Genomic DNA, 19,662 nt, shown 5'->3' on the forward strand with positions numbered 1-19,662 from the left:
AAAATTATCTCTTTCCTTCACGATGTGTATTGGAAAGAAGTTTCAGTATTTTTTCAGCTATATCAATAGCTTTTTTAACAGCATGTTCATCTTTTAGGACTTCACCCTCACCAAATCCCCTGCCGGAGATATAACCAAGTGATGAAAAGTTATGGGTATTTACAAAACCTTCAAGTGTTTCAAGGGTTCTTTCACATCCACGATCAGCACAGACAGCAACAACGACAGCATTTTTACCCCCAAGTTTCCGGTCATGATAAAGAGAATATGTCCGGTCTATAAAATTTTTGGTCTGCCCGTTTACATCATAAAAGTAAGTAGGTGCACCAATGATCAAAACATCACAGTCCATAACTTTTTCAGCTATTTCGTCCCAGTCTCCACCCCTGACACACCACTTCTTATCCCTGCACAGTTCACATCCGATGCAGGGTTTAATATCCTTGCCTGCAAGAGTGACAAACTCCGTATCAATCTCAGAACACCCTTCTGCCTGGATATGTGCCAGAATCCTCTTGATAAGCATTGCAGTATTGCCCTGATTACGCATACTTCCAGAAATACCAAGTACCTTCATAATAAAAACACGACTTTAAATTATTTGATATTTGTCTTCAAGAAAATTAGAAGCATAATGTCTGATCATCAGGTACCTTCAAAATTCCGGACGTAAAATCCATACAAAAAACCGGAAAATTACAGCAGAAACATAATTCTATTCAGATTGGATTGCAACCGTAAAAGGAATGAGCCCGGCCCTTTCAAACGCCTCATGTACTTCAGAAAGAGGAGATTCTTCCCGGTAAAAGAGATGCGAACCGCACCGGCAGTCACTGCACCCGAAATTTATGACACAATCTCCACCGATATTTCCGGCAACCTCACATTCCCTTCTTTCAGAGGTATTTGCAGCCACAATGAATTTAAGAGAGAAATCCGGCGATGCAGAGATATAATCGACATGCCACCTCAGACTACCACACTTTCTCCGGTTGATCCCAGAATGCCTCACAGCTCTCTTAAGGCCTCCGGGACCAAGTGCAGATCCGACATAGATGTGCCACCCGGAATTAAATGTAATCTCTCCAAGACTGCCGACAGCAACGCAGGAAGGGCTGTTTTGGAAGATAAGGCAGTATATCCCCTTTCCACAGAGCTTTTCAGAGAACAGTGAATCTGACATCAGCACAGTCTGATCATCTTCAGAGCAGAGAGAATATGCCCGTTACCGTTGGACTGTACCGGAATGCCATGCCCCGGATAGAGACCCTCAACATCATAACTGCGTAATTTATCTATGGATCTCTCAAGATCCTCTGCGCTTCCGCCCGGAAAGTCACATCTGCCATAACCTCCGTCTGTAAAGACGGTATCTCCGGATATAAGGGCTTTCTCTTCTTCGATATAACCACATATACCGCCGGGAGTGTGGCCGGGGGTGTGAATAATCTTAATCCCGGATATATAATCACCGTCATTCAGGACTCTGTCAGGAGTTATTCCCGGACTTCTCTCCCCAAACATCATTGACAGGTTTCTGTGGCCTTCCGTAAGTCCGGAGACATCCAGAGAATGTATGCAGACTTTCCCGCCTGTAAGTGCCTTAATCTCTCTTACATGGGCAATGTGATCGTAATGGCAGTGCGTAAGTATGATTGTATCTATTACATCCCAATAACCGGAGATCTGATCGGGCAGAATTCCGGCATCGAAGAGAACATTTTCATACACATATGAATTGGCATAATATCCTGTACCTCTGATCCACTCAACTGTCATGCAATTATTGTTTAAATTAATCAGGACTAAAGTATATCCATGAGTACTCTTGTAAAAAAATGCAACTCCGTAGTGCCCGACATTATTGCCAGGGCAGCACAAAAGGAGGGTATTGACGGGAAAGAACTCGCATTGGCGATAGCTAAAGGAAAGGCAGTAGTACCGGCAAATCCTGCAAGGGAGCACGACCCGATAGCAATAGGGGAAGGCTGCACTGTAAAAGTCAATGTAAATATAGGGACATCAGGGGCAAGATGCGACCCGGAATATGAATATAATAAAGCAGCGTGCGCAATAGCAGAGGGTGCGGATGCTATTATGGATCTCTCCACCGGAGGAGACTTAAAAGAGATCAGAAAAAAGATCCTCACTCTTAACGCAACGACCGGAACAGTGCCCATATATGAAGCAGTTAAACGTGCAGGTAATGCACTTGACGTAACCCCTGACCTCTTATTCAGTATAATCAGGGAGCACTGCAAAGAAGGAGTTGACTTCCTCACTCTTCACTGCGGCGTCAATAAGGAGTCATATGAATCACTCAGGAAGGATCCAAGGGTGACCGGTGTAGTCTCAAGGGGAGGAGCATTTCATACCGCAATTATAGCCACAACAGGTGAGGAGAACCCCCTATATTCCGAATATGACTATCTGCTTGAAATTCTGGCTGAAAATGAGACGATAATCTCACTTGGAGACGGCATGAGACCGGGAGCAGTCATAGATGCCGGAAGACGGGCAAAGTCAACGGAGTACCTGACACTCGGCGATCTCTCACAGAGAGCACTTGAGGCAGGGGTACAGCGCATAATTGAAGGTCCGGGGCACATCCCGATAGACCAGATAGACTACAATGTCAGGTTTATCAAAGAGGTCACCGGGAATGCGCCATTATACCTCCTCGGCCCTCTTGTCACTGACATATTCCCCGGATATGACCATGTATCAGGGGCAATAGGCGGTTCAATCGCAGCTATGAGCGGCGCAGACTTCCTCTGCATGGTCTCCCCTTCAGAGCACCTTGCTCTTCCGGATATTGATGATATCAGGGAAGGCACAAGGGTTGCAAAACTCGCTGCCCATGTAGGAGATCGCGGACGAAAAGGAGATAAATGGTTTGACAAAGGTGAGACGGGTATGGCTTTTGCCCGGAGAAATCTTGACTGGAATGCACAGTTTTCACATGCAGTATATGGAGACTATGCCAGAAGCATCCATGACAGAGACGGTGAGACTGAGACCTGCTCAATGTGCGGTGATCTCTGCGCAATAAAAATACTGAAAGAATGTCTGGAAAACCGGAATTAATTCCGGAATTCAATACTTATTTTACCAGACATCCGGCTGGCTACAGCCTGCCTGCAACTGCAAGAATCTTAACTGCCAGATGTGCCGCATTTGCACCATTGTCAATACCGACACAGCCGACGGGGACACCACGCGGCATCTGCACAATTGAGAGCAGGGCATCAAGTCCGCCAAGAGTGCCCGATACTGGCACACCAATCACAGGCTTATTGGTTTTTGAGGCAACAACTCCCGGAAGGGCCGCAGAAAGCCCGGCTATACAGATGAATACAAGTGAGTCAGAACTCTTCACATAGTCATCAAGTTCATCGGGATTTCTGTGCGCAGATAAAATCTGATAATCATAATCAATACCGGCTTCATCAAGTACACGGGTTGTCTTCTCAACAATCTGTTCATCAGATGCAGATCCGGATATAATGGAGATCAAAGACATACAGATCATAATGAATCTCTTTTAATTAATCTTTTATGGACAAAATTTCATGCAACAGTCCCGAAGTGAGCATGAAGGATTATATTATTAGTATGTCAGATAAAACATGATTCAATGATTGACCTGATAATACTCGATTTTGACGGAGTTATCCTTGAATCAGTCTCTGCAAAGACAAAAGCATTCAGTAAGCTTTTTTCCGGGGAAAAACCAGAAGATCTCAGGAAAATAATCGACTATCACCTTAAGAACGGCGGGATGCCAAGGTTTGATAAGTTCAGGCATATCTACACAGAAATCCTCGATAAAGAACTTACTGAGGAGAAGATGAAGGAGTTATCTGAGAGTTTTGAGAAGATTGTGAAAAATGAGGTGATAAACAGCCCGTTTGTATCAGGGGCAGAAGAGTTCCTCTCCGGAATTACGGGTAAAATTCCGCTGTATGTGGTATCTGCAACACCGCAGGATGAGATAAGAGAAATTGTAAAGGAGAAGGGCATTAACAGATATTTCAGGGGGGTATTTGGGTCGCCGGAGACAAAAGCGTCACATATCAGAAAAATTCTTGAGGATACAGGCGCAAAACCGGAGAACACAGTATTCATCGGTGATGCTAAGAATGACTGGAAAGCTGCTGTTGACAACAGAATAAGGTTTATCGGCAGGGTGTGTGATAAGATTCCGGATACGATTACAGGGCTGCCGGATGTCGAGAAAATTGTGGAGGACATGAAGGATTTTGAGATGTATATAAAGGCATATATGCTCTGAACAATTCAAAAGCCCAGACTCAGGTCATAATTTAGCAATTATGGCCAGATTCAGCCTTAGTCTCCACTGACCTGAAATATCAGGAATCCAGGAGAACCCTTAAATTTCAGTTCAGAAAGTATCAGCCAACCACAGCAATTCAACGAAATAATATTTCATATTTAGATCCAGACAGAAATAATAGCCAAACAAAAGTAGTTCATAAATACCTTTTTTAACATAAATACAGACTATTTATCCGGCCATAGTCCCCAACAGAAGAAATGGCCGAAGTAAATATAATAAGAGGAGAGGTTTAGTGATGTTTGACCAGGCAGCATTTCTGAGTCGAATTACAGAGAAATTGAGGCAAATTGCATACAGCGGCTTATTATCATAAGCCGGAATACAATCAGATTTTTTTCCATATTTGACATATGCCGGTGATTTTACCCACCGGAAAAATTCCGGCAACTATCCCGGAATCCACCGGAATTTTTAAGACTTTTTTTGATCATTAATCGACATAATAAATTGTCTTTAACTGAAAACGTTATTACAACTGATTTATTATGCAGGACGAAACACTTCTCATGATGCCAGGCCCTGTCCCGATGCCTCAGCGTGTCAGGATGGCAATGGCAAGACAGTCGATAAACCACCGCGGCGCCGAGTTCGCTGAATGCCTGAAAGATTTAAACAGAATGTTAAAACCAATGTTTGGAACGGAGAATGACATAATGGTAATCTCCGGTTCAGGCACTGCTGCAATGGAGGCATCGGTTGCAAACTTCTGCGCCGGAAAGAAGGTATCTTCACTTGTAAACGGCAAGTTCGGCGACAGACTCTTTAAGATCAGTGAGATCTATGCAGAAGAGGCCACAGAACTTAAATCTGACTGGGGAACACCGCTTCCTCTCGAAGAGCTTGAGAAAGCGCTTGAGGAGGGCACAGAGGCTGTAACACTTGTTCACAACGAGACATCCGCAGCAATCAAAAATCCGGCTGAAGAGGTTGGAAGGCTGTGCAGAAAGCATGATGCGCTCTTTATTATGGACGGGATCACTTCCATTGCAGGCGATGAGGTGCTTGCAGATAAGTGGGGCGCTGATGTTACAGTTGTAGGGTCACAGAAATGCCTCGCTGCGCCGGCAGGTCTTTCCGCAGTATCCGCATCAGAGAAGGCATGGGAGAATCTCGCAGAGAAGAGGCCGTTTTACCTCGACCTTGCGGCATACAAAAAGAGTGCGGCAAAGGATCAGACCCCGTTCACACCCGCAGTACCGCTCTTCTTTGCAATGCGCGAGGCATGCAGTATAATTGAAGAGGAAGGACTTGAAAAGAGGATTGCACGCCACAGAAATATGGCAGAGGCTGTGCGTGCGGCTGCACAGGCATGGGGGCTTGAACTCTTTGCAAAGCCTGATAAATTCCATTCCTACTCAAACACTGCAACCGCAATATCATATCCTGACGGAATAAGCGACAGTGACTTCAGGGGAGCGGTTAAGAAGTACGGCATTGAGATCTCCGGCGGGCAGGATCACATCAAGGGCAAAATATTCCGTATAGGCACAATGGGCGCAACCGGCATACCTGAGGTTCTTTCGGTTATCGCTGCTGCTGAAAAAGCTCTTCGTGAACTTGGATATAAAGTTGAGAGTTCAGGTACAGAAGCCGCCGCAGATGTTCTGAAGATATAAGTCAGGAATTAATTATGAAGATCGGAATTGTGGACACAACCTTCTCCCGTGTTAACATGGGTGCAATGGCAGTGGATGAGATCAGAAGGCATGCAAGTGTTGCTGTTGAGAGAATCACAGTCCCCGGAGTGAAAGACCTCCCTGTCGCCTGCAAAAAGATGATAGAGGAGAGGGCGTGCGATATTGTAATGGCACTCGGCATGCCCGGAGGCGTTGATAAGGATAAGATGTGTGCCCATGAAGCTTCACAGGGACTGATTAAGGCACAACTTATGACAAATACCCATATCATTGAGGTTTTTGTCCACGAGGACGAGGCAAAAAACGAAAATGAACTTGCATGGCTTGCAGAGAGAAGAACAAGAGAGCATGCAGTCAATGCAGTTAAGCTGGTACTGTACCCTGAGGCCCTTGTAAAAGAGGCCGGCACAGGTCAGAGGCAGGGCTTTGACGATGCCGGCCCGGCACGAAGGTAGGGTATTATAGCTATATCAGAATATAATCAATAAGAGGATTTGAAATGACAATAAAACTAGGATTCGTAGTTGCGGAATTCAACCGTGACCTTACATATATGATGGAGATTGAGGGAGAGGAGCACGCAAAGTTCCTCGGTGCGGAGATTGTTGACAGGATCTACGTTCCGGGAGCATATGACATGCCCCTTGCAATCAAGAAACTCCTCAAAGATGACAATATTGACGCTGTTGTAACAATCGGATGTGTCATCGAAGGTGCAACAAGCCATGATGAAATTGTAGTCCAACATGCGGCAAGAAAGATCATTGATCTCTCACTCGAATATGACAAGCCGGTCGCACTCGGAATTTCAGGTCCTGGCATGACAAGACTTGAAGCAACACAGAGAATCGACTACGCAAAGCGTGCTGTTGAATCTGCAATAAAGCTCGTACAGAGACTTAAATAATTAATTCTTTTTTTCTGGTGTTAATTAATTATGAGAAAACTCTCTGAAAAAATTCAGGGATTACCCCCATCGGCAACGATCGAGATTACGGACAAGGCCCGCCGCATGAAAAAGGAGGGCATAGATGTAATCTCCCTCTCAATAGGCGAACCTGACTTTGATACTCCCGGCCATATCACCGAGGCATGCATAAATGCCTTAAAAGAGGGAAAAACCCACTATGAATCGAGCAGAGGCATTCCGGAACTATGCTCTGCAATCTCAGACAAACTGAAGACTGAGAACAGAATTCCCACCTCACCTGAGAATATCATAGTCTCCTGCGGTGCAAAGGATACCATCTATGAGGGAGTACAGGCATGTATAAATCCCGGAGATGAAGTCCTGATACTTGATCCATCATGGGTATCATATGACCCGATTGTCATGCTTGCCGACGGAAAACCTGTACACCACCCTTTGGACGATGTACACTTCCAGTTAAAAGATGACGTTCTGGAAAAGATTACACCAAAAACAAGGATGTTAATCTTCAACACTCCTTCAAACCCGGCAGGATCAGTTCTCAATTCAGATTCACTCAGTCTCATCAAAGACATATGTGAGGATAATGACATAATCGCACTTGCGGATGAGATTTATGAAAAACTGATCTACGGAAAGGAGCATATCTCAGTGGCATCACTCGGCGATATGTACGAGAGGACAATAACCGTAAACGGTTTTTCAAAGGCGTACGCAATGACTGGCTGGAGAATAGGATACGCCTCGGCACCGGACGAAATCATAAGACCAATGACAAAGATCCAGCAGCATACAATAAGCCACCCTACCACATTTGCGATGTGGGGTGCTGTTGCCGCACTGAAAGGCGATCAGTCCTGTGTTGAGAGTATGAGGCAGGAGTTTGACAGCCGGAGAAAGTATATCACAGGTGCACTTTCAGATATGGGGATGAGAACAGCTCCGGCAGAGGGTGCATTTTATGCCTATGTAAATACAGGAGGCAATGACACAGAGGTTGCCGCAAGATGGCTTGATGAGGCACATGTCGCAGCAACTCCGGGCACGGCCTTTAACACACCAGGATGGATTCGACTCTCATACGCTGCCGGAACTGACAGGCTGCGCGAGGCAATGAGACGTATTTCAGAATTATCTGATTAAACACAGAGCAATCAGAGGGAAAAACAGATCATATAAAATTCCGGGAAAAACAATGCGGGTTTCCCGGAATTTAAAATAATATAACATATATTCCTCTTTTGGCAACCGGAATATACCCTGATTTTATCAGGTTTTAACAATCATAATTATTGAAATGACTGAAGAAGAGATCCCGGTTAAAAAATTATCCGGACACCTGATGATATTACTGAGGTTTTTTCTTCCCTTTATATTAGGCATCGCCTATGTAGGCGGATTATACATCTCAATGCCCTATGGCGAATTTCTCACACTTGCCGGGCTGATGTTCGTCTATTTTGTTCCTCCGGCAGGAAAGGAATCAGTAATACCACTTGGAATTGCGATGGGAATTCCCTGGTGGCTCATTGCATTTTCAGTGGCCCTGATGGATATATTGTCGTCATTCTTCATGGTGCTGAACTTTGACCTTGCGCTGAAGATACCGGTTCTTGGGGATCGTTACATGAAATCCTTTATGGAAGCAGGAGAAGGATTTTTTGAGAAGCACAGATATATTGAGAGGCTTTCAACCATAGGGCTTGCAATATTTGTAATGATACCGATGCAGGGCACGGGCGGAGTATCAACACCAATAGTCGGCAGAATGATTGGCATTCCACCGGTCAAAGTAATGATTGCCGTAATAACCGGATCGCTTCTCGGCTGCACAATAATCGCTCTTGGAACGGAGTATATAAAAGATATTTTTGCTACGGATTTCACAACCGGAATATTAGTTATTGTCGGAATTGTACTGGCAGCTGTTGCCGGATTTTTGATCTACAGGAAGCATGATGCAAAACTCCGGTCAAAAAAACCACACCATCACCACCAGCAGACATCAGATTCCGGGCAGGAAAAATAGGAATAAAATGGAAGGGCCGCAGAAATAACCGGAAAATCACTCGTATGCAGGCAGATTGTGGATTAAAAAACACATAACAGAAAGTTGTTACCGGAAATTATGGCAAAAAAACGAAGGATATTATTCATCTGCACATATAATTCAGTGAGGTCACAGATAGCTGAGGCCATAATAAACAGCAGATATTCAGAGAGATTTCATGCTGAAAGTGCAGGACTAATACCCGGAGGGGTCGATCCATATGCCATTTCAGCCCTTAATATGAGAGGGATTGAGACATTGTACCTTAAATCCAAATCCATAGGCCAAATATCTGACAGAAAGTACAGTCTGATAGTATTCCTCTGTGAGAATGCCTATTTAAGAGCAGAATATCTGCCTGTATCTGACATAACAGAATGCCGGTTTGTCTCACTCCCGCCCGGAAAAAGCATTGATCCGGTTTCAGCCTATTCCAGACTCACTGACATCCTGATCAATATGTTTGAGACTGACCCCCTATTTAATTAACAATTTAAAGCACAAATTTCCGGAATAATCCACAATTCACAATTTAAAATCCATTTCAGAAGGTTAAATAATGGAGAAAAAAATGAAGAAGAAGGTATTATTTATCTGCAACCACAATGCAGGAAGATCACAGATAGCTGAAGGATTACTGAATAATTTGTATGGTGACAGGTACGAGGCATTCAGTGCAGGGTTAAACCCGACAGATTCAGTAAATCCACATACAACAGCAGTGTTAAGGGAGATCGGCATTGATATCTCCGGAAAAACTCCTCTGCCGGTATCAGAATACCGGAATATGAGATTTGACAGAGTTGTAATATCATGCGATTATAACCCAAAAGATCATGAACTGCCAGCTTCAGAAGATATAACCGAGAAGAAATTCCCTGATCCCTATCTCTTCTCAGGTTCAGACGATGACATCCTGAAAGGGTTCAGAGAAGTAAGGGACGAGATAAAAGAGTGGACAGATAAGGAATTTTCCGGAGACAATGGGATGAATAATAACAATAATATCGGCAATAATAACATAAATATAGATGATAAAAATAATGATCTGAATTACAACAATAATAGTGACAACGTAAATAACAATATCAATGATAAAAATAATGATCTGAATTACAACAATAATAGTGACAACGTAAATAACAATATCAATGATAAAAGTAATGATCTGAATTACAACAATAATCCCGAAAATCATAAATGCAGGCTGATTACAGTAACTGTTTTCGTACCCGATGACCCATTAAAACCACCTTTCCGCTCTCCGGATACAGGCAGAAGCTTAAGCGAAGTGGTAAGGGACATAAGTACCATGATGAAAAATCAGGGCTTTGAGATAAGATACGAAGAGAGACCGGAAGATGAGAACAGAACTAAAAGCCTTCTTCTGATAAACAGCAGGCCGATAGAGGATTTTGTCCCGCTTCCCGATCCGTCAAAATACTGTGGAATGGCATGTGCGGACTGTGGCGGCAGCCGTTCAGATGCACCATGCAGCAGGATATACGAGAATATACCGGAATCAGTGCTCAGACTTGCAGTAAAAAAAGCGGCTGATTTCAGAGATTAAAGACAAAACAGAAACATTCAGGCAAATAAATAAACCCACATACAACAACATCTGTCATATCCGGTATAAGTGGCATCTGCAATATTTATAATGTCGTGCAGTCATAATAAGCGGTATGATACCGATAAAGGAAATTATTCTTTCACCAAAGAGCTTCTTTGACGGCTTATGTAATCAGCCTGAAAGCCTTGGCAAACCCTTTTTAGTCATCAGCATTCTGGGCCTCATCTCCGGGATTTCCGCGGCGATTGTGTCCCAGAAATCAGCAGGCCTCCTGCCTGCCGAAGCACAGTTCATGGCCGGAATTCTGCCTGTTATCGGATTTGTAGGCGCTGTCATTATGACATATATTATCTGGCTGTTATGGTCGGTGGTTTTCTTTGTTATATCGTCCCTTCTGAAAGGAGAGGGTTCATTTAAACGAATGATGGAGATAACCGGATACGGTTCAGTGCCACAGATAATCGGAGGCATATTCAGCGCAATAATAACTGTATATTATATGTCCGGCCTCGACATCAGACCAATAACAGATCCCACACAGATAGAGGCATACACCCAGACCCTTATGGCAGATCCGATGATGATTGCAGCTGCATTTATTGGAATTATATTCCTGCTATGGAGTGCAAATATCTGGATCTTTGGAGTAATGAAATGCAGAAAGCTTGACTTCAAAAAATCGGTAATAACTGTCCTTCTGCCAGTAATCATATATATTATTATATTTGATCTGCCGCTTATAGGAATGTAGGAGCATAACATGAAAAAATACATCTCAATAAAAGGAATAATCGTAGCTGCACTGATATTATGTGCATTGCTGCTCACACCGGCATCTGCTGTATTAAATGAAGATGCAACACACATATCCATAGCATCATACACCGTTGAACCTGAAGCACTGATGCAGTATGATACAGGCATTATCACTGTAAAAGTTACAAACTCCGGCACATCTCCGGTGGACATCAGAAGAGTAACACTATTCTCTGAGGATCTTCTCCTGATTAATGAACGGTCATACGATACAGTCGGCGCAATCGGCCCGGCCACATCAAGGGAATTTACATTCTCAGTCAAAGCAGCAGCACCTGACGGAATTTATTACCCGAAATTTTACATAGACTTCTCATCCGGAGGAAGCCTCTCATATCTCATACCTGTAACAGTGCAGAGCACACCAATTGAGATATCGGTAGTCAGCGAACCGGATGAGTACAAAAAAGACGTGGAATCCACAATAAAACTCTCCATAGGCAATCCCCGTGACAACAGAGTAACCGGCGTTGTTGTACGGCCTGTAAGCGACTCCGCAGAATTCACACAGAACAGCTATTTTGTTGGTGAACTTGAAGCCAACAAAAACAAGGAAGTAACCTTTGAGATGACACCATACTCTGAAGGCGAGGTGCAGTTCATCGCAGAGTACAGAAACGGAATAAACAACCATGAATCTGTCAAAACCCTCGATTTGAATCCAGGAACAGGAAAGAAGGATGCAGATCCGGTAATAAACAATATAGAGTCCGGATACAGGGACGGGATACAGTACATTGCAGGAGATGTAACAAATGCAGGCCTTAAAATTGCCAAATCAGTGATTGTGACCACCAAAAGCCCGGCAAAACCAACAGAGCCTAACAGACTGTATGTAGTGGGCGAACTTGAACCTGATGACTTTTCAAGCTTTGAAGTTACATTTGAGACCGATGAACCCGGAGAGATACCTCTGATTGTAGAATACAAAGACGAGGACGGAAACAGTTATTCAAAGGAATTTCCGGTTAAAACTGACTCATACACATCGTCAAATGCAAAAACCACAGGCTCAGGCGATGAAGGAATGCCGGTTGTGATAATAATACTGATAGTCGTGGTTATCGCTGCAGTCGGCGGGATAATATATCATACATGGAAAAAATAATCATGAATTCACATTTTCCGGAGGAATAAACTGTGAATACTACATCTCCGGTAATAAAACTTGAAGATGTCAAAAAAATATATGAACTTCCCTTTGGAGAGGTGAGGGCGCTTGACGGGATCACACTGGAGATCTTTCAGGGTGATTTCATAGCAATTATGGGGCCTTCAGGATCAGGAAAATCAACACTCCTTAATATGGTCGGCTCACTTGATGTCCCAACCTGCGGAGAACTTTACATAGACGGAATAAATGTAAAAAAATTAACTGATGATGAACTTACTGATCTCAGAAGGGATACCATAGGCTTCATCTTCCAGCAGTTCAATCTCATTCCCCTGCTGACCGTAAAAGAGAATGTAGAATATCCGTACATCCTGAAATACCGCCATTCAGATAAAGAAGGCAGATGCGAGGCCCTTCTCGACAAGGTAGGTCTGACAGACAATCTGATTCACCACAAGCCAACCGAACTTTCCGGCGGACAGCAGCAGAGGGTTGCCATTGCAAGGGCACTGGTCAATGATCCAAAGATACTGCTCTGCGATGAACCTACCGGAAATCTGGACTCAAAGACCGGAAAACAGGTTATGGACCTATTAAATGAGTTAAATAAAGCCGGAAAAACGGTAATCATGGTTACACACGACTCAAACACAGCAGAGTATGCCCACAGGACAATCAGAATAGAGGACGGCGTGATCATATGAGTACTGCTATTTTCTTTGAATTTGCAAAGAGAAGTACCAGGCTTCACTTGCTGAGATCCCTTCTCGCAATAATCGGCATAGTAATAGGTGTAGCTGCAATAGCCTCAATGGGAATGCTTGGAAACAGTCTTGTACTCTCGGTCTCAGAATCACTATCTGACGTAGGGGATTCGGTAGTGGTTTACCCACACGGAGGCGTACAGCAGGGGCCGGGCTCAGCATCTGTAAAGGAGTACATCACTGAAAGGGATTTAAAGGATATCAAAAGGGCAGCAGGTTCAAATGATGTCATACCTGTGCATTCAACAGCTGACAGGGTATATATCGGCAATGAGGAGACAATATCATCTATATACGGGATGTACGAAGACGATGCTGAAAAACTCCTCCATCTTACAGACGGGCAATGGCTTAAAGGGTCATCGGGCGCACTTGCCGGCTCAAAAGTTTCAGACGACTATAACCTTAAAGTCGGAAGTCGTGTCAAAATAGGGGACGACAGCTTCAGAATTGCCGGTATTCTTGAAGAGAGAGGGATGGGATTTGATATAAACCCTGACAATTCTTTTATCATATCAGAAAAGGCATTTTCATCAATTTACGAGCAGGATGACTTTAATTTCGTAATTGTAAAAGTCAAAGATCTTGATGATATTGATATAGTAAAAGAAGACATTGACAATAAGATGAACAAAAGAGATGATGTTGTCGATGTCTTTGACACAAAAGCCATACTTGAGGTAATCCTTGACACCTTCGGCAAAATTTCGGCATTCACAACCGCAATTGGGGGAATTTCACTGATTGTAGCCGGAGTTTCAATCTTCAACGTCCAGATGATGTCGGTTACAGAGAGAATCAAGGAGATTGGAATCATCAGGAGTATAGGCACAAGAAGAAGAGAGGTTATGAAGACATTTCTGTATGAAGCCCTCATTCTCGGACTGCTGGGATCGGGATTAGGTGCTGTATTCAGCATTGCCGGAGGATATCTGATAATTCTTTTTATGCTCCAGGAAACCTCATACTTCTTTGAACCCAGCACACTGATATATATCCCGTTCGGAATGATATTTGGATTGGCAACAAGCCTTATATCAGGACTTTATCCGGCATGGAAAGCCGCAAACTTAAACCCGATTGAGGCACTCAGATTTGAGTAGCCTCAGACAATACATACATGGGCTTAAAATGAGAGATAAACTGCCAGGATATATTTCACTCATCACCCGGCTTTTTATCAGGGGATGATGAACCGGCAGACAGAATAAAGTCATTCAGACATTTATCATCAATATCCCCACAATTCCCACCCAGATCAAAGTAATAATATTTCCCCTGCACAGCAAAGAGCAGAAACTCAGGACTGACATCTGCGTGAACAAATGAATTACCTGAGATCACCTGCGTACTCACAAGCGGAATAATTCTTACCCCACCAATTAAAACTGATTTCCCGGAGATATTTCCGGAAGTGATTTTTACTGAACTTCTCATTCATAGCACCCTAAAAATCAAACAGGATTATTATGCCCGGTTAAGGACGATTCAGCACCTTTGACCTTTGAAATGTCATCCTTATTACCTGACGATGTATCCCTGCTATCATCCCGTTTACCGATAAGGCCTGCTGCCTTCAGTCTCCTGTACATCTTCACCGCAAAGATCATTATTCTGTAAATTCTGCAAACCCTGATGCGCCCGTCACAGTAAATCTCAAATGCCGGCCTGTCAAAACGTGAATATACATTTAAAGAGAGATATCTGTGTGAATACAGGTACCCGCTGACTGCCATCAGATATCCATAGATCTTTCCGGTTGCAACCGGATCATCAAGACCAACGGTAATGTCCGTATGGAACCTTTCAAAATCAATCTGCCTGAGAAGAGAACCAAATTCCCCTGTCAGGAGATTATCCCTGATAAAACATATAATCTTCAGATAATCTGTTTTATCCTCTGCCGGCAGATCTTTGGTATCCTCAGCCTTTCCGGAATCTTTCTTTGCTTTTTCTTTGGAATTTTTATCTTTGAGATCGCTTAAAGGTCGTCTGAATACCTTCAATCCGTACAGCCTGACTGTAAGAAGATCATCCTTCACTTCGCCGGAGATCATTCCAATACCCCAGCGGAGATCAAAAACAATGCCGGACTTTACCGGATAACCACCCTTAAGCCCGATATGTACAGGGAGCAGGAAAATGTGCAGAACCGCAGTTAAAAGTACTATCAGCAGAAAAAGAAAAATGATCTGTAGAATCATTGTTTTGGAAGTTTAGCGGCCTGCATCAGAACTATCCGGAGAACTACTCTTCCGGATTTTCTTCTGATACCTCTGCCTTCTCTTTCTCCTCTTCCTTTCCCATCTCTTTTTTTATGATTTCAACCACTTTGGGAAGGATGTCCTCACCGACTGCGGTAATTGCCTCGGTGACAACTCCGGGCTTTCTTAACGGAACTACCCTTATTCCCTCAGGTCCGCTGACATTCTTCTCGATAACTACCAGGGCTACAGGTGAGACTCCGCCACCGGCACCAGTACCCGCACCCCCGTTACTCTCACTTCCGCCTGCACCGGCACCAAATCCGAACCCAAATGCTGCAACAGGGACAATTACCCTGTCACCCATCTCAACAGGATCTCCCATAACAGTGCCTGCATTTACAAGACGGTCAATCTCCGCAAGTGCTTTTTCAAATAGATTATCTGCATCCATATTTTAATACCTCATATTCTGTTACTATTGAGTAATAACTGTAATAATATAAAAAATAAAGGGTTGCAGGAATTCCCGGATTATAACCGGATTATCTACTGCCTTAGAGGTCCCGGATGACAAAAACCCTCCAGTTATTATCCCACATATCAACTGTCGTCCAGAAGGCCTCTTTCCTGATCTTCTTATCAAATCCCGTATCATAGAAGCTGTACTCATAACTGCCGGACCACTCTTCCGAGTACAGCCGGGCAAAGATTAATATCTCCGGAAAATCCTCATATTCAGGATTTCCAAATGTTTCCTTACCAACCTCTTCAGGATCTGGATCGTATAAAATAAGCCCTCCGGGCTGCGCAGCCATAGCTGAAAATCCGGTACGCAGATTTAAATTTTCTGCACTCTCACGTACCAGTTCAGACGGAAGGAAAGAGAGGCTGACAAAACCTCTGTATCTCCCTTCAGAATCAAATACCGGATAATAAAGAGCAGAAGCATGGGTTTTGTCATGGAGGATAAAACTATCAGTCAGCATGGGCACTTTTATCTCAGTCTGCTCCCTCACACTTGACTGTGAGAGCAGATTCATGCCGGAAATATTCCCGCCTGCACCGGAATTATTTATTTTTACAGTCCCGGAACTGTCGATATAGACCACAGTATAAACAGCAGGATTTTCTGCAACAATTTTATCAAAGAATTCAGTTACAGATCTCTCATCGCCCCCATCTTCCGCGACCTTTCTGCCGCAGTCCTCTGTTATACTGCCAAGAGCTTTAAGGTCAGTACTGACATCCCCCTGAAAAGCCATCAGTTCTGAGAGTGCAGCATTCCGGTCGGCAATATCATCCGGACATTCACCGGCAGGATTCACACATCCGCATGTGACAATAACAGAAAAAACCACGAGGCTTGAAATTACAAAGACCAGCAGATTCACCATATTCCCCATTACCAAAAATTAGTTCCGGACAATATATCACTATTCTCATTCAGGATTTTCTGAATACAACAATCCGGTTTGTATTTGTCCCTCTCTTTTTATTGCTCACTCCCCAGATGTTAGAGGTCTTGGTAAAGTTCTGCTCATTAATCAAAACTCCGGCACACTCAAATCCGGCATTGATCCCGACAGGAACTATATAATCATCAAGACGAATCTTACCTTTTCTGACCTCACCGACTTCAAAGGCAACCCAACCTCCCGGTTTTGTTATCCGGAAAAGTTCATGAAATACATCCTGCATACGGGATGACCATTCTGAGGCAGTACGTGCCATCGTGATCTTTTTCCCTATGGACTGTGCATCAAGAGAGTTAAACCAGCATCTCAGCCAGTTGTCATCGCGGTAATTAACAATGTCAAGAAACGGAGGGGAAGTTACTGTCAGGCTGATGCTCTCATCATCTATATGGGATGTCTCTGCCGCATCCTCATTCAGAAATACTGCATTTTCTCCTGCTGATCTCAGGTTAACAAGGGCCTTATCACCAATATCCTTCAGGAGTGACCTGCTCTTTTTTTTAACCAGCTCTCTTGTATCCCTGTATTCCGGAGACTGACCCCTCTTATCATTTATTTTGATCTGCCTCTCCGGCAGCACTGCCTGGTTTGGCGGCAGGGTATATACCGAGAAAAAACCGGGAGAATGACCGGTGAGACGGTTTGTTGCGACCATTCTTATCCAACGGTCAGTATGATCCTCATCCCCGGAATTTTTCCTTTCATCAAGGTAATTTTTCAGTGACATAATCTCTGATGCTGTCCTTTCATCATAAAACATAGAGAGATCAATATCAGGTGAGAGGTTGTAGTCATAGGGTACTGAATTCATCCTCTCTGTGATCTCTGCGACAGAAGGCGGATTCATCCGTGGTTCACATATTATTCTGCTTAACGGACTGATATCATTGGAGAGAACATTTCTTCCGAGAAGTGCTGCCTCTATTATGGTAGTGCCACGCCCTGTAAAGGGATCATACACTAAATCACCCTCATCTGTCAGGATTTTTATAAAAAATCCGGGAAGCTGCGGCTTAAAGCATGCCCGGTATGATATTTCATGAAGCCTCGATGCCGCTCTCTGCTTTGAGGTCCAGAATTCATTTGTGTAAACCGGAATTTCGGGATTTATGGCCGAAGAACTGACAGCTGTACTGCGGGCTTCATTTCCGGCCACATCTTCAGAGATTATCAGCTCCTGATCTATTCCGCAGCTGCGGCTCCAATATTCTGAAAAAATAAAATCTGTTATATATTCGCGAAACTCAGTGGCTGAATTAATTAATGGCATTCTGCTACAGTATTGCACCATATATAGAATCATTATAACTCCAACTTCCAGAAATATAAGCTCAGCAATGTATAAATATATACAGGATCATACAACTTAGTATGAAATCACGCATCATTCTTGATGAGAATGAGATACCAAAACAATGGTATAACATTCAGGCGGATATGCTAAATATCCCAAAACCACCGATAAATCCTGCAACGATGAAGCCGGTAGGGCCGGATGACTTAAAGCCGATCTTTGCAGAAGAGCTTATCAGGCAGGAGATGAGCACAAAGAAATATATTGATATTCCGGATGAAGTCAGAGATATTCTCACCCAGTACAGGCCAAGCCCACTCTACCGTGCAAAAAGACTTGAGGAGAAACTGAAGACAACAGCAAAGATATACTTCAAATACGAGGGATTAAGCCCGCCGGGATCTCATAAAGCCAATACCGCCATTGCACAGGTATATTACAATGCAAAGCAGGGCATTGAGAGAATTTCAACTGAAACCGGGGCAGGACAATGGGGGTCTTCACTTGCATATGCAACACAGATCTTCGGCCTTGAGTGCATGGTCTATATGGTCAGGGGCAGCTATGACCAGAAACCCTACAGAAAAATAATGATGGAGACCTGGGGAGCGCAGTGCTATCCAAGCCCGACAGATATGACAGATGCCGGAAGGGCAGTGCTGAAGAAAAATCCGGATACAGCCGGAAGTCTGGGCATTGCCATATCTGAAGCGGTTGAAGACGCTGCAAAGCATGACAATACCAACTATGCACTTGGTTCGGTCTTAAACCACGTATGTCTTCACCAGACAGTCATCGGACAGGAGACACAGAAGCAGCTTGAAATTGCGGAAGAGAAGGCCGATGTAGTAATCGCATGCGCAGGCGGCGGATCGAATTTTGCCGGAATTGCATTCCCGTATATAAGAGATCAGATCTCCGGCAAGGAAAGAGATACCGAAATCGTAGCAGTTGAGCCTTCTGCATGCCCGACCCTCACAAAAGGGCTGTACGCCTATGACTTCGGTGATGTGGCAGGCCTTACACCGATAATGATGATGTACACTCTGGGCCACGGCTTTATCCCGCCGGCAATCCATTCAGGCGGGCTGAGGTACCACGGAATGTCTCCACTGGTATCAAAACTACATGCAGACGGGTACATAAACGCAATCTCATATCACCAGAATGAGGTCTTTGAAGCGGCAGTTATGTTTGCAGGATGTGAAGGAATAATTCCCGCACCGGAGTCCGCACATGCCATAAAAGCAGCTGTTGATAAAGCCATTGAGTGCAGAAAGAACGGTGAGGAGAAGACCATAGTGTTTAACCTCAGTGGACACGGGCACTTTGATCTCTCATCATACCAGGCATTCCTCGCAGGAAAACTTCATGATTATGAATATCCTGCTGAACTGATAAAGGAATCACTTGGCGACCTGCCAAAGGTTGAGGTCTGAAG

23 protein-coding genes are annotated in these 19,662 nt (G+C 43.9%); 14 read left to right on the forward strand and 9 right to left on the reverse strand.

Annotation, left to right across the window (positions count from 1 at the left end):
* Window positions 1–4: 4 nt before the first annotated feature.
* The 3 genes from L6E24_RS06600 to L6E24_RS06610 form a co-directional block, all read right to left on the reverse strand.
* The gene (locus L6E24_RS06600) at window positions 5–577 is read right to left on the reverse strand and encodes a flavodoxin family protein (RefSeq protein WP_257743906.1); all 573 of its coding nucleotides are present in this window, start codon (window positions 575–577) and stop codon (window positions 5–7) included.
* A gap of 138 nt (window positions 578–715) precedes the next feature.
* Window positions 716–1,183, reverse strand: coding sequence for a GIY-YIG nuclease family protein (locus L6E24_RS06605; protein WP_257743907.1), 468 nt, complete (start codon window positions 1,181–1,183; stop codon window positions 716–718).
* Window positions 1,183–1,779 (reverse strand): MBL fold metallo-hydrolase, encoded by a 597-nt coding sequence (locus L6E24_RS06610; RefSeq protein ID WP_257743908.1) that lies wholly within the window; start codon window positions 1,777–1,779, stop codon window positions 1,183–1,185. Before L6E24_RS06610 ends, L6E24_RS06605 begins: the two co-directional genes overlap by 1 nt.
* Window positions 1,780–1,818: 39 nt before the next feature.
* On the opposite strand from L6E24_RS06610, the gene thiC reads away from it, so the two are divergent.
* On the forward strand, window positions 1,819–3,087 hold the full coding sequence (gene thiC / locus L6E24_RS06615; protein WP_257743909.1) for a phosphomethylpyrimidine synthase ThiC: 1,269 nt from the start codon (window positions 1,819–1,821) through the stop codon (window positions 3,085–3,087).
* Window positions 3,088–3,127: 40 nt separating this feature from the next.
* On the opposite strand, the gene purE is transcribed toward thiC, so the two are convergent.
* Complete coding sequence (gene purE / locus L6E24_RS06620) at window positions 3,128–3,523, reverse strand: 5-(carboxyamino)imidazole ribonucleotide mutase (RefSeq protein ID WP_257743910.1); 396 nt, start codon at window positions 3,521–3,523, stop codon at window positions 3,128–3,130.
* 114 nt (window positions 3,524–3,637) lie between these two features.
* On the opposite strand from purE, the gene L6E24_RS06625 reads away from it, so the two are divergent.
* The 12 genes from L6E24_RS06625 to L6E24_RS06680 all read left to right on the forward strand — a co-directional run bounded on the left by L6E24_RS06625 (window position 3,638) and on the right by L6E24_RS06680 (window position 14,348).
* On the forward strand, window positions 3,638–4,294 hold the full coding sequence (locus tag L6E24_RS06625) for an HAD family hydrolase (RefSeq protein ID WP_257743911.1): 657 nt from the start codon (window positions 3,638–3,640) through the stop codon (window positions 4,292–4,294).
* 551 nt (window positions 4,295–4,845) lie between these two features.
* On the forward strand, window positions 4,846–5,976 hold the full coding sequence (locus tag L6E24_RS06630) for a pyridoxal-phosphate-dependent aminotransferase family protein (protein WP_257743912.1): 1,131 nt from the start codon (window positions 4,846–4,848) through the stop codon (window positions 5,974–5,976).
* A 14-nt stretch (window positions 5,977–5,990) separates the two neighbouring features.
* Window positions 5,991–6,452 (forward strand): riboflavin synthase, encoded by a 462-nt coding sequence (gene ribC, locus L6E24_RS06635; protein WP_257743913.1) that lies wholly within the window; start codon window positions 5,991–5,993, stop codon window positions 6,450–6,452.
* A 44-nt stretch (window positions 6,453–6,496) separates the two neighbouring features.
* Window positions 6,497–6,904, forward strand: a complete 408-nt coding sequence (gene ribH / locus L6E24_RS06640; protein WP_004076844.1) for a 6,7-dimethyl-8-ribityllumazine synthase — start codon at window positions 6,497–6,499, stop codon at window positions 6,902–6,904.
* 30 nt (window positions 6,905–6,934) lie between these two features.
* Window positions 6,935–8,071 (forward strand): pyridoxal phosphate-dependent aminotransferase, encoded by a 1,137-nt coding sequence (locus L6E24_RS06645; protein WP_257743914.1) that lies wholly within the window; start codon window positions 6,935–6,937, stop codon window positions 8,069–8,071.
* 154 nt (window positions 8,072–8,225) lie between these two features.
* Window positions 8,226–8,957, forward strand: coding sequence for a small multi-drug export protein (locus L6E24_RS06650; RefSeq protein ID WP_257743915.1), 732 nt, complete (start codon window positions 8,226–8,228; stop codon window positions 8,955–8,957).
* A gap of 99 nt (window positions 8,958–9,056) precedes the next feature.
* The gene (locus L6E24_RS06655) at window positions 9,057–9,467 is read left to right on the forward strand and encodes an arsenate reductase/protein-tyrosine-phosphatase family protein (RefSeq protein WP_257743916.1); all 411 of its coding nucleotides are present in this window, start codon (window positions 9,057–9,059) and stop codon (window positions 9,465–9,467) included.
* A gap of 70 nt (window positions 9,468–9,537) precedes the next feature.
* Entirely contained in the window at window positions 9,538–10,548 is a 1,011-nt protein-coding gene (locus L6E24_RS06660) for an arsenate reductase/protein-tyrosine-phosphatase family protein (protein ID WP_257743917.1), read from the forward strand.
* A gap of 115 nt (window positions 10,549–10,663) precedes the next feature.
* Window positions 10,664–11,302 carry a Yip1 family protein gene (locus tag L6E24_RS06665; RefSeq protein WP_257743918.1) on the forward strand — a complete coding sequence of 213 codons (639 nt, stop codon included), beginning with the start codon at window positions 10,664–10,666 and terminating at the stop codon, window positions 11,300–11,302.
* A gap of 9 nt (window positions 11,303–11,311) precedes the next feature.
* On the forward strand, window positions 11,312–12,475 hold the full coding sequence (locus L6E24_RS06670; protein WP_257743919.1) for a COG1361 family protein: 1,164 nt from the start codon (window positions 11,312–11,314) through the stop codon (window positions 12,473–12,475).
* Between the two features lie 32 nt (window positions 12,476–12,507).
* Complete coding sequence (locus L6E24_RS06675; RefSeq protein WP_257743920.1) at window positions 12,508–13,185, forward strand: ABC transporter ATP-binding protein; 678 nt, start codon at window positions 12,508–12,510, stop codon at window positions 13,183–13,185.
* Window positions 13,182–14,348: an ABC transporter permease gene (locus L6E24_RS06680; protein WP_257743921.1), complete on the forward strand. Its 1,167-nt coding sequence runs from the start codon at window positions 13,182–13,184 to the stop codon at window positions 14,346–14,348. The genes L6E24_RS06675 and L6E24_RS06680 overlap by 4 nt, the downstream gene beginning before the upstream one ends.
* 55 nt (window positions 14,349–14,403) lie before the next feature.
* On the opposite strand, the gene L6E24_RS06685 is transcribed toward L6E24_RS06680, so the two are convergent.
* From L6E24_RS06685 to L6E24_RS06705, 5 genes are all read right to left on the reverse strand, one after another.
* Window positions 14,404–14,682 carry a hypothetical protein gene (locus L6E24_RS06685; RefSeq protein ID WP_257743922.1) on the reverse strand — a complete coding sequence of 93 codons (279 nt, stop codon included), beginning with the start codon at window positions 14,680–14,682 and terminating at the stop codon, window positions 14,404–14,406.
* Between the two features lie 17 nt (window positions 14,683–14,699).
* Window positions 14,700–15,449: a DUF2953 domain-containing protein gene (locus tag L6E24_RS06690; RefSeq protein ID WP_257743923.1), complete on the reverse strand. Its 750-nt coding sequence runs from the start codon at window positions 15,447–15,449 to the stop codon at window positions 14,700–14,702.
* Between the two features lie 43 nt (window positions 15,450–15,492).
* Window positions 15,493–15,903, reverse strand: coding sequence for a GerW family sporulation protein (locus tag L6E24_RS06695; protein WP_257743924.1), 411 nt, complete (start codon window positions 15,901–15,903; stop codon window positions 15,493–15,495).
* Between the two features lie 103 nt (window positions 15,904–16,006).
* A complete protein-coding gene (locus L6E24_RS06700; RefSeq protein WP_257743925.1) occupies window positions 16,007–16,855 on the reverse strand; it encodes a hypothetical protein in 849 nt (282 codons plus the stop codon).
* Window positions 16,856–16,895: 40 nt separating this feature from the next.
* Window positions 16,896–18,197 carry a DNA methyltransferase gene (locus L6E24_RS06705; protein ID WP_257743926.1) on the reverse strand — a complete coding sequence of 434 codons (1,302 nt, stop codon included), beginning with the start codon at window positions 18,195–18,197 and terminating at the stop codon, window positions 16,896–16,898.
* Between the two features lie 101 nt (window positions 18,198–18,298).
* Between L6E24_RS06705 and L6E24_RS06710 the strand changes: the two genes are divergently transcribed.
* Window positions 18,299–19,660: a TrpB-like pyridoxal phosphate-dependent enzyme gene (locus L6E24_RS06710; protein WP_257743927.1), complete on the forward strand. Its 1,362-nt coding sequence runs from the start codon at window positions 18,299–18,301 to the stop codon at window positions 19,658–19,660.
* The last annotated feature ends 2 nt before the right edge of the window (window positions 19,661–19,662 follow it).

The sequence above is a fragment of the Methanoplanus endosymbiosus genome (assembly GCF_024662215.1).
In the GTDB taxonomy this organism is placed as follows: Archaea; Halobacteriota; Methanomicrobia; order Methanomicrobiales; family Methanomicrobiaceae; genus Methanoplanus; species Methanoplanus endosymbiosus.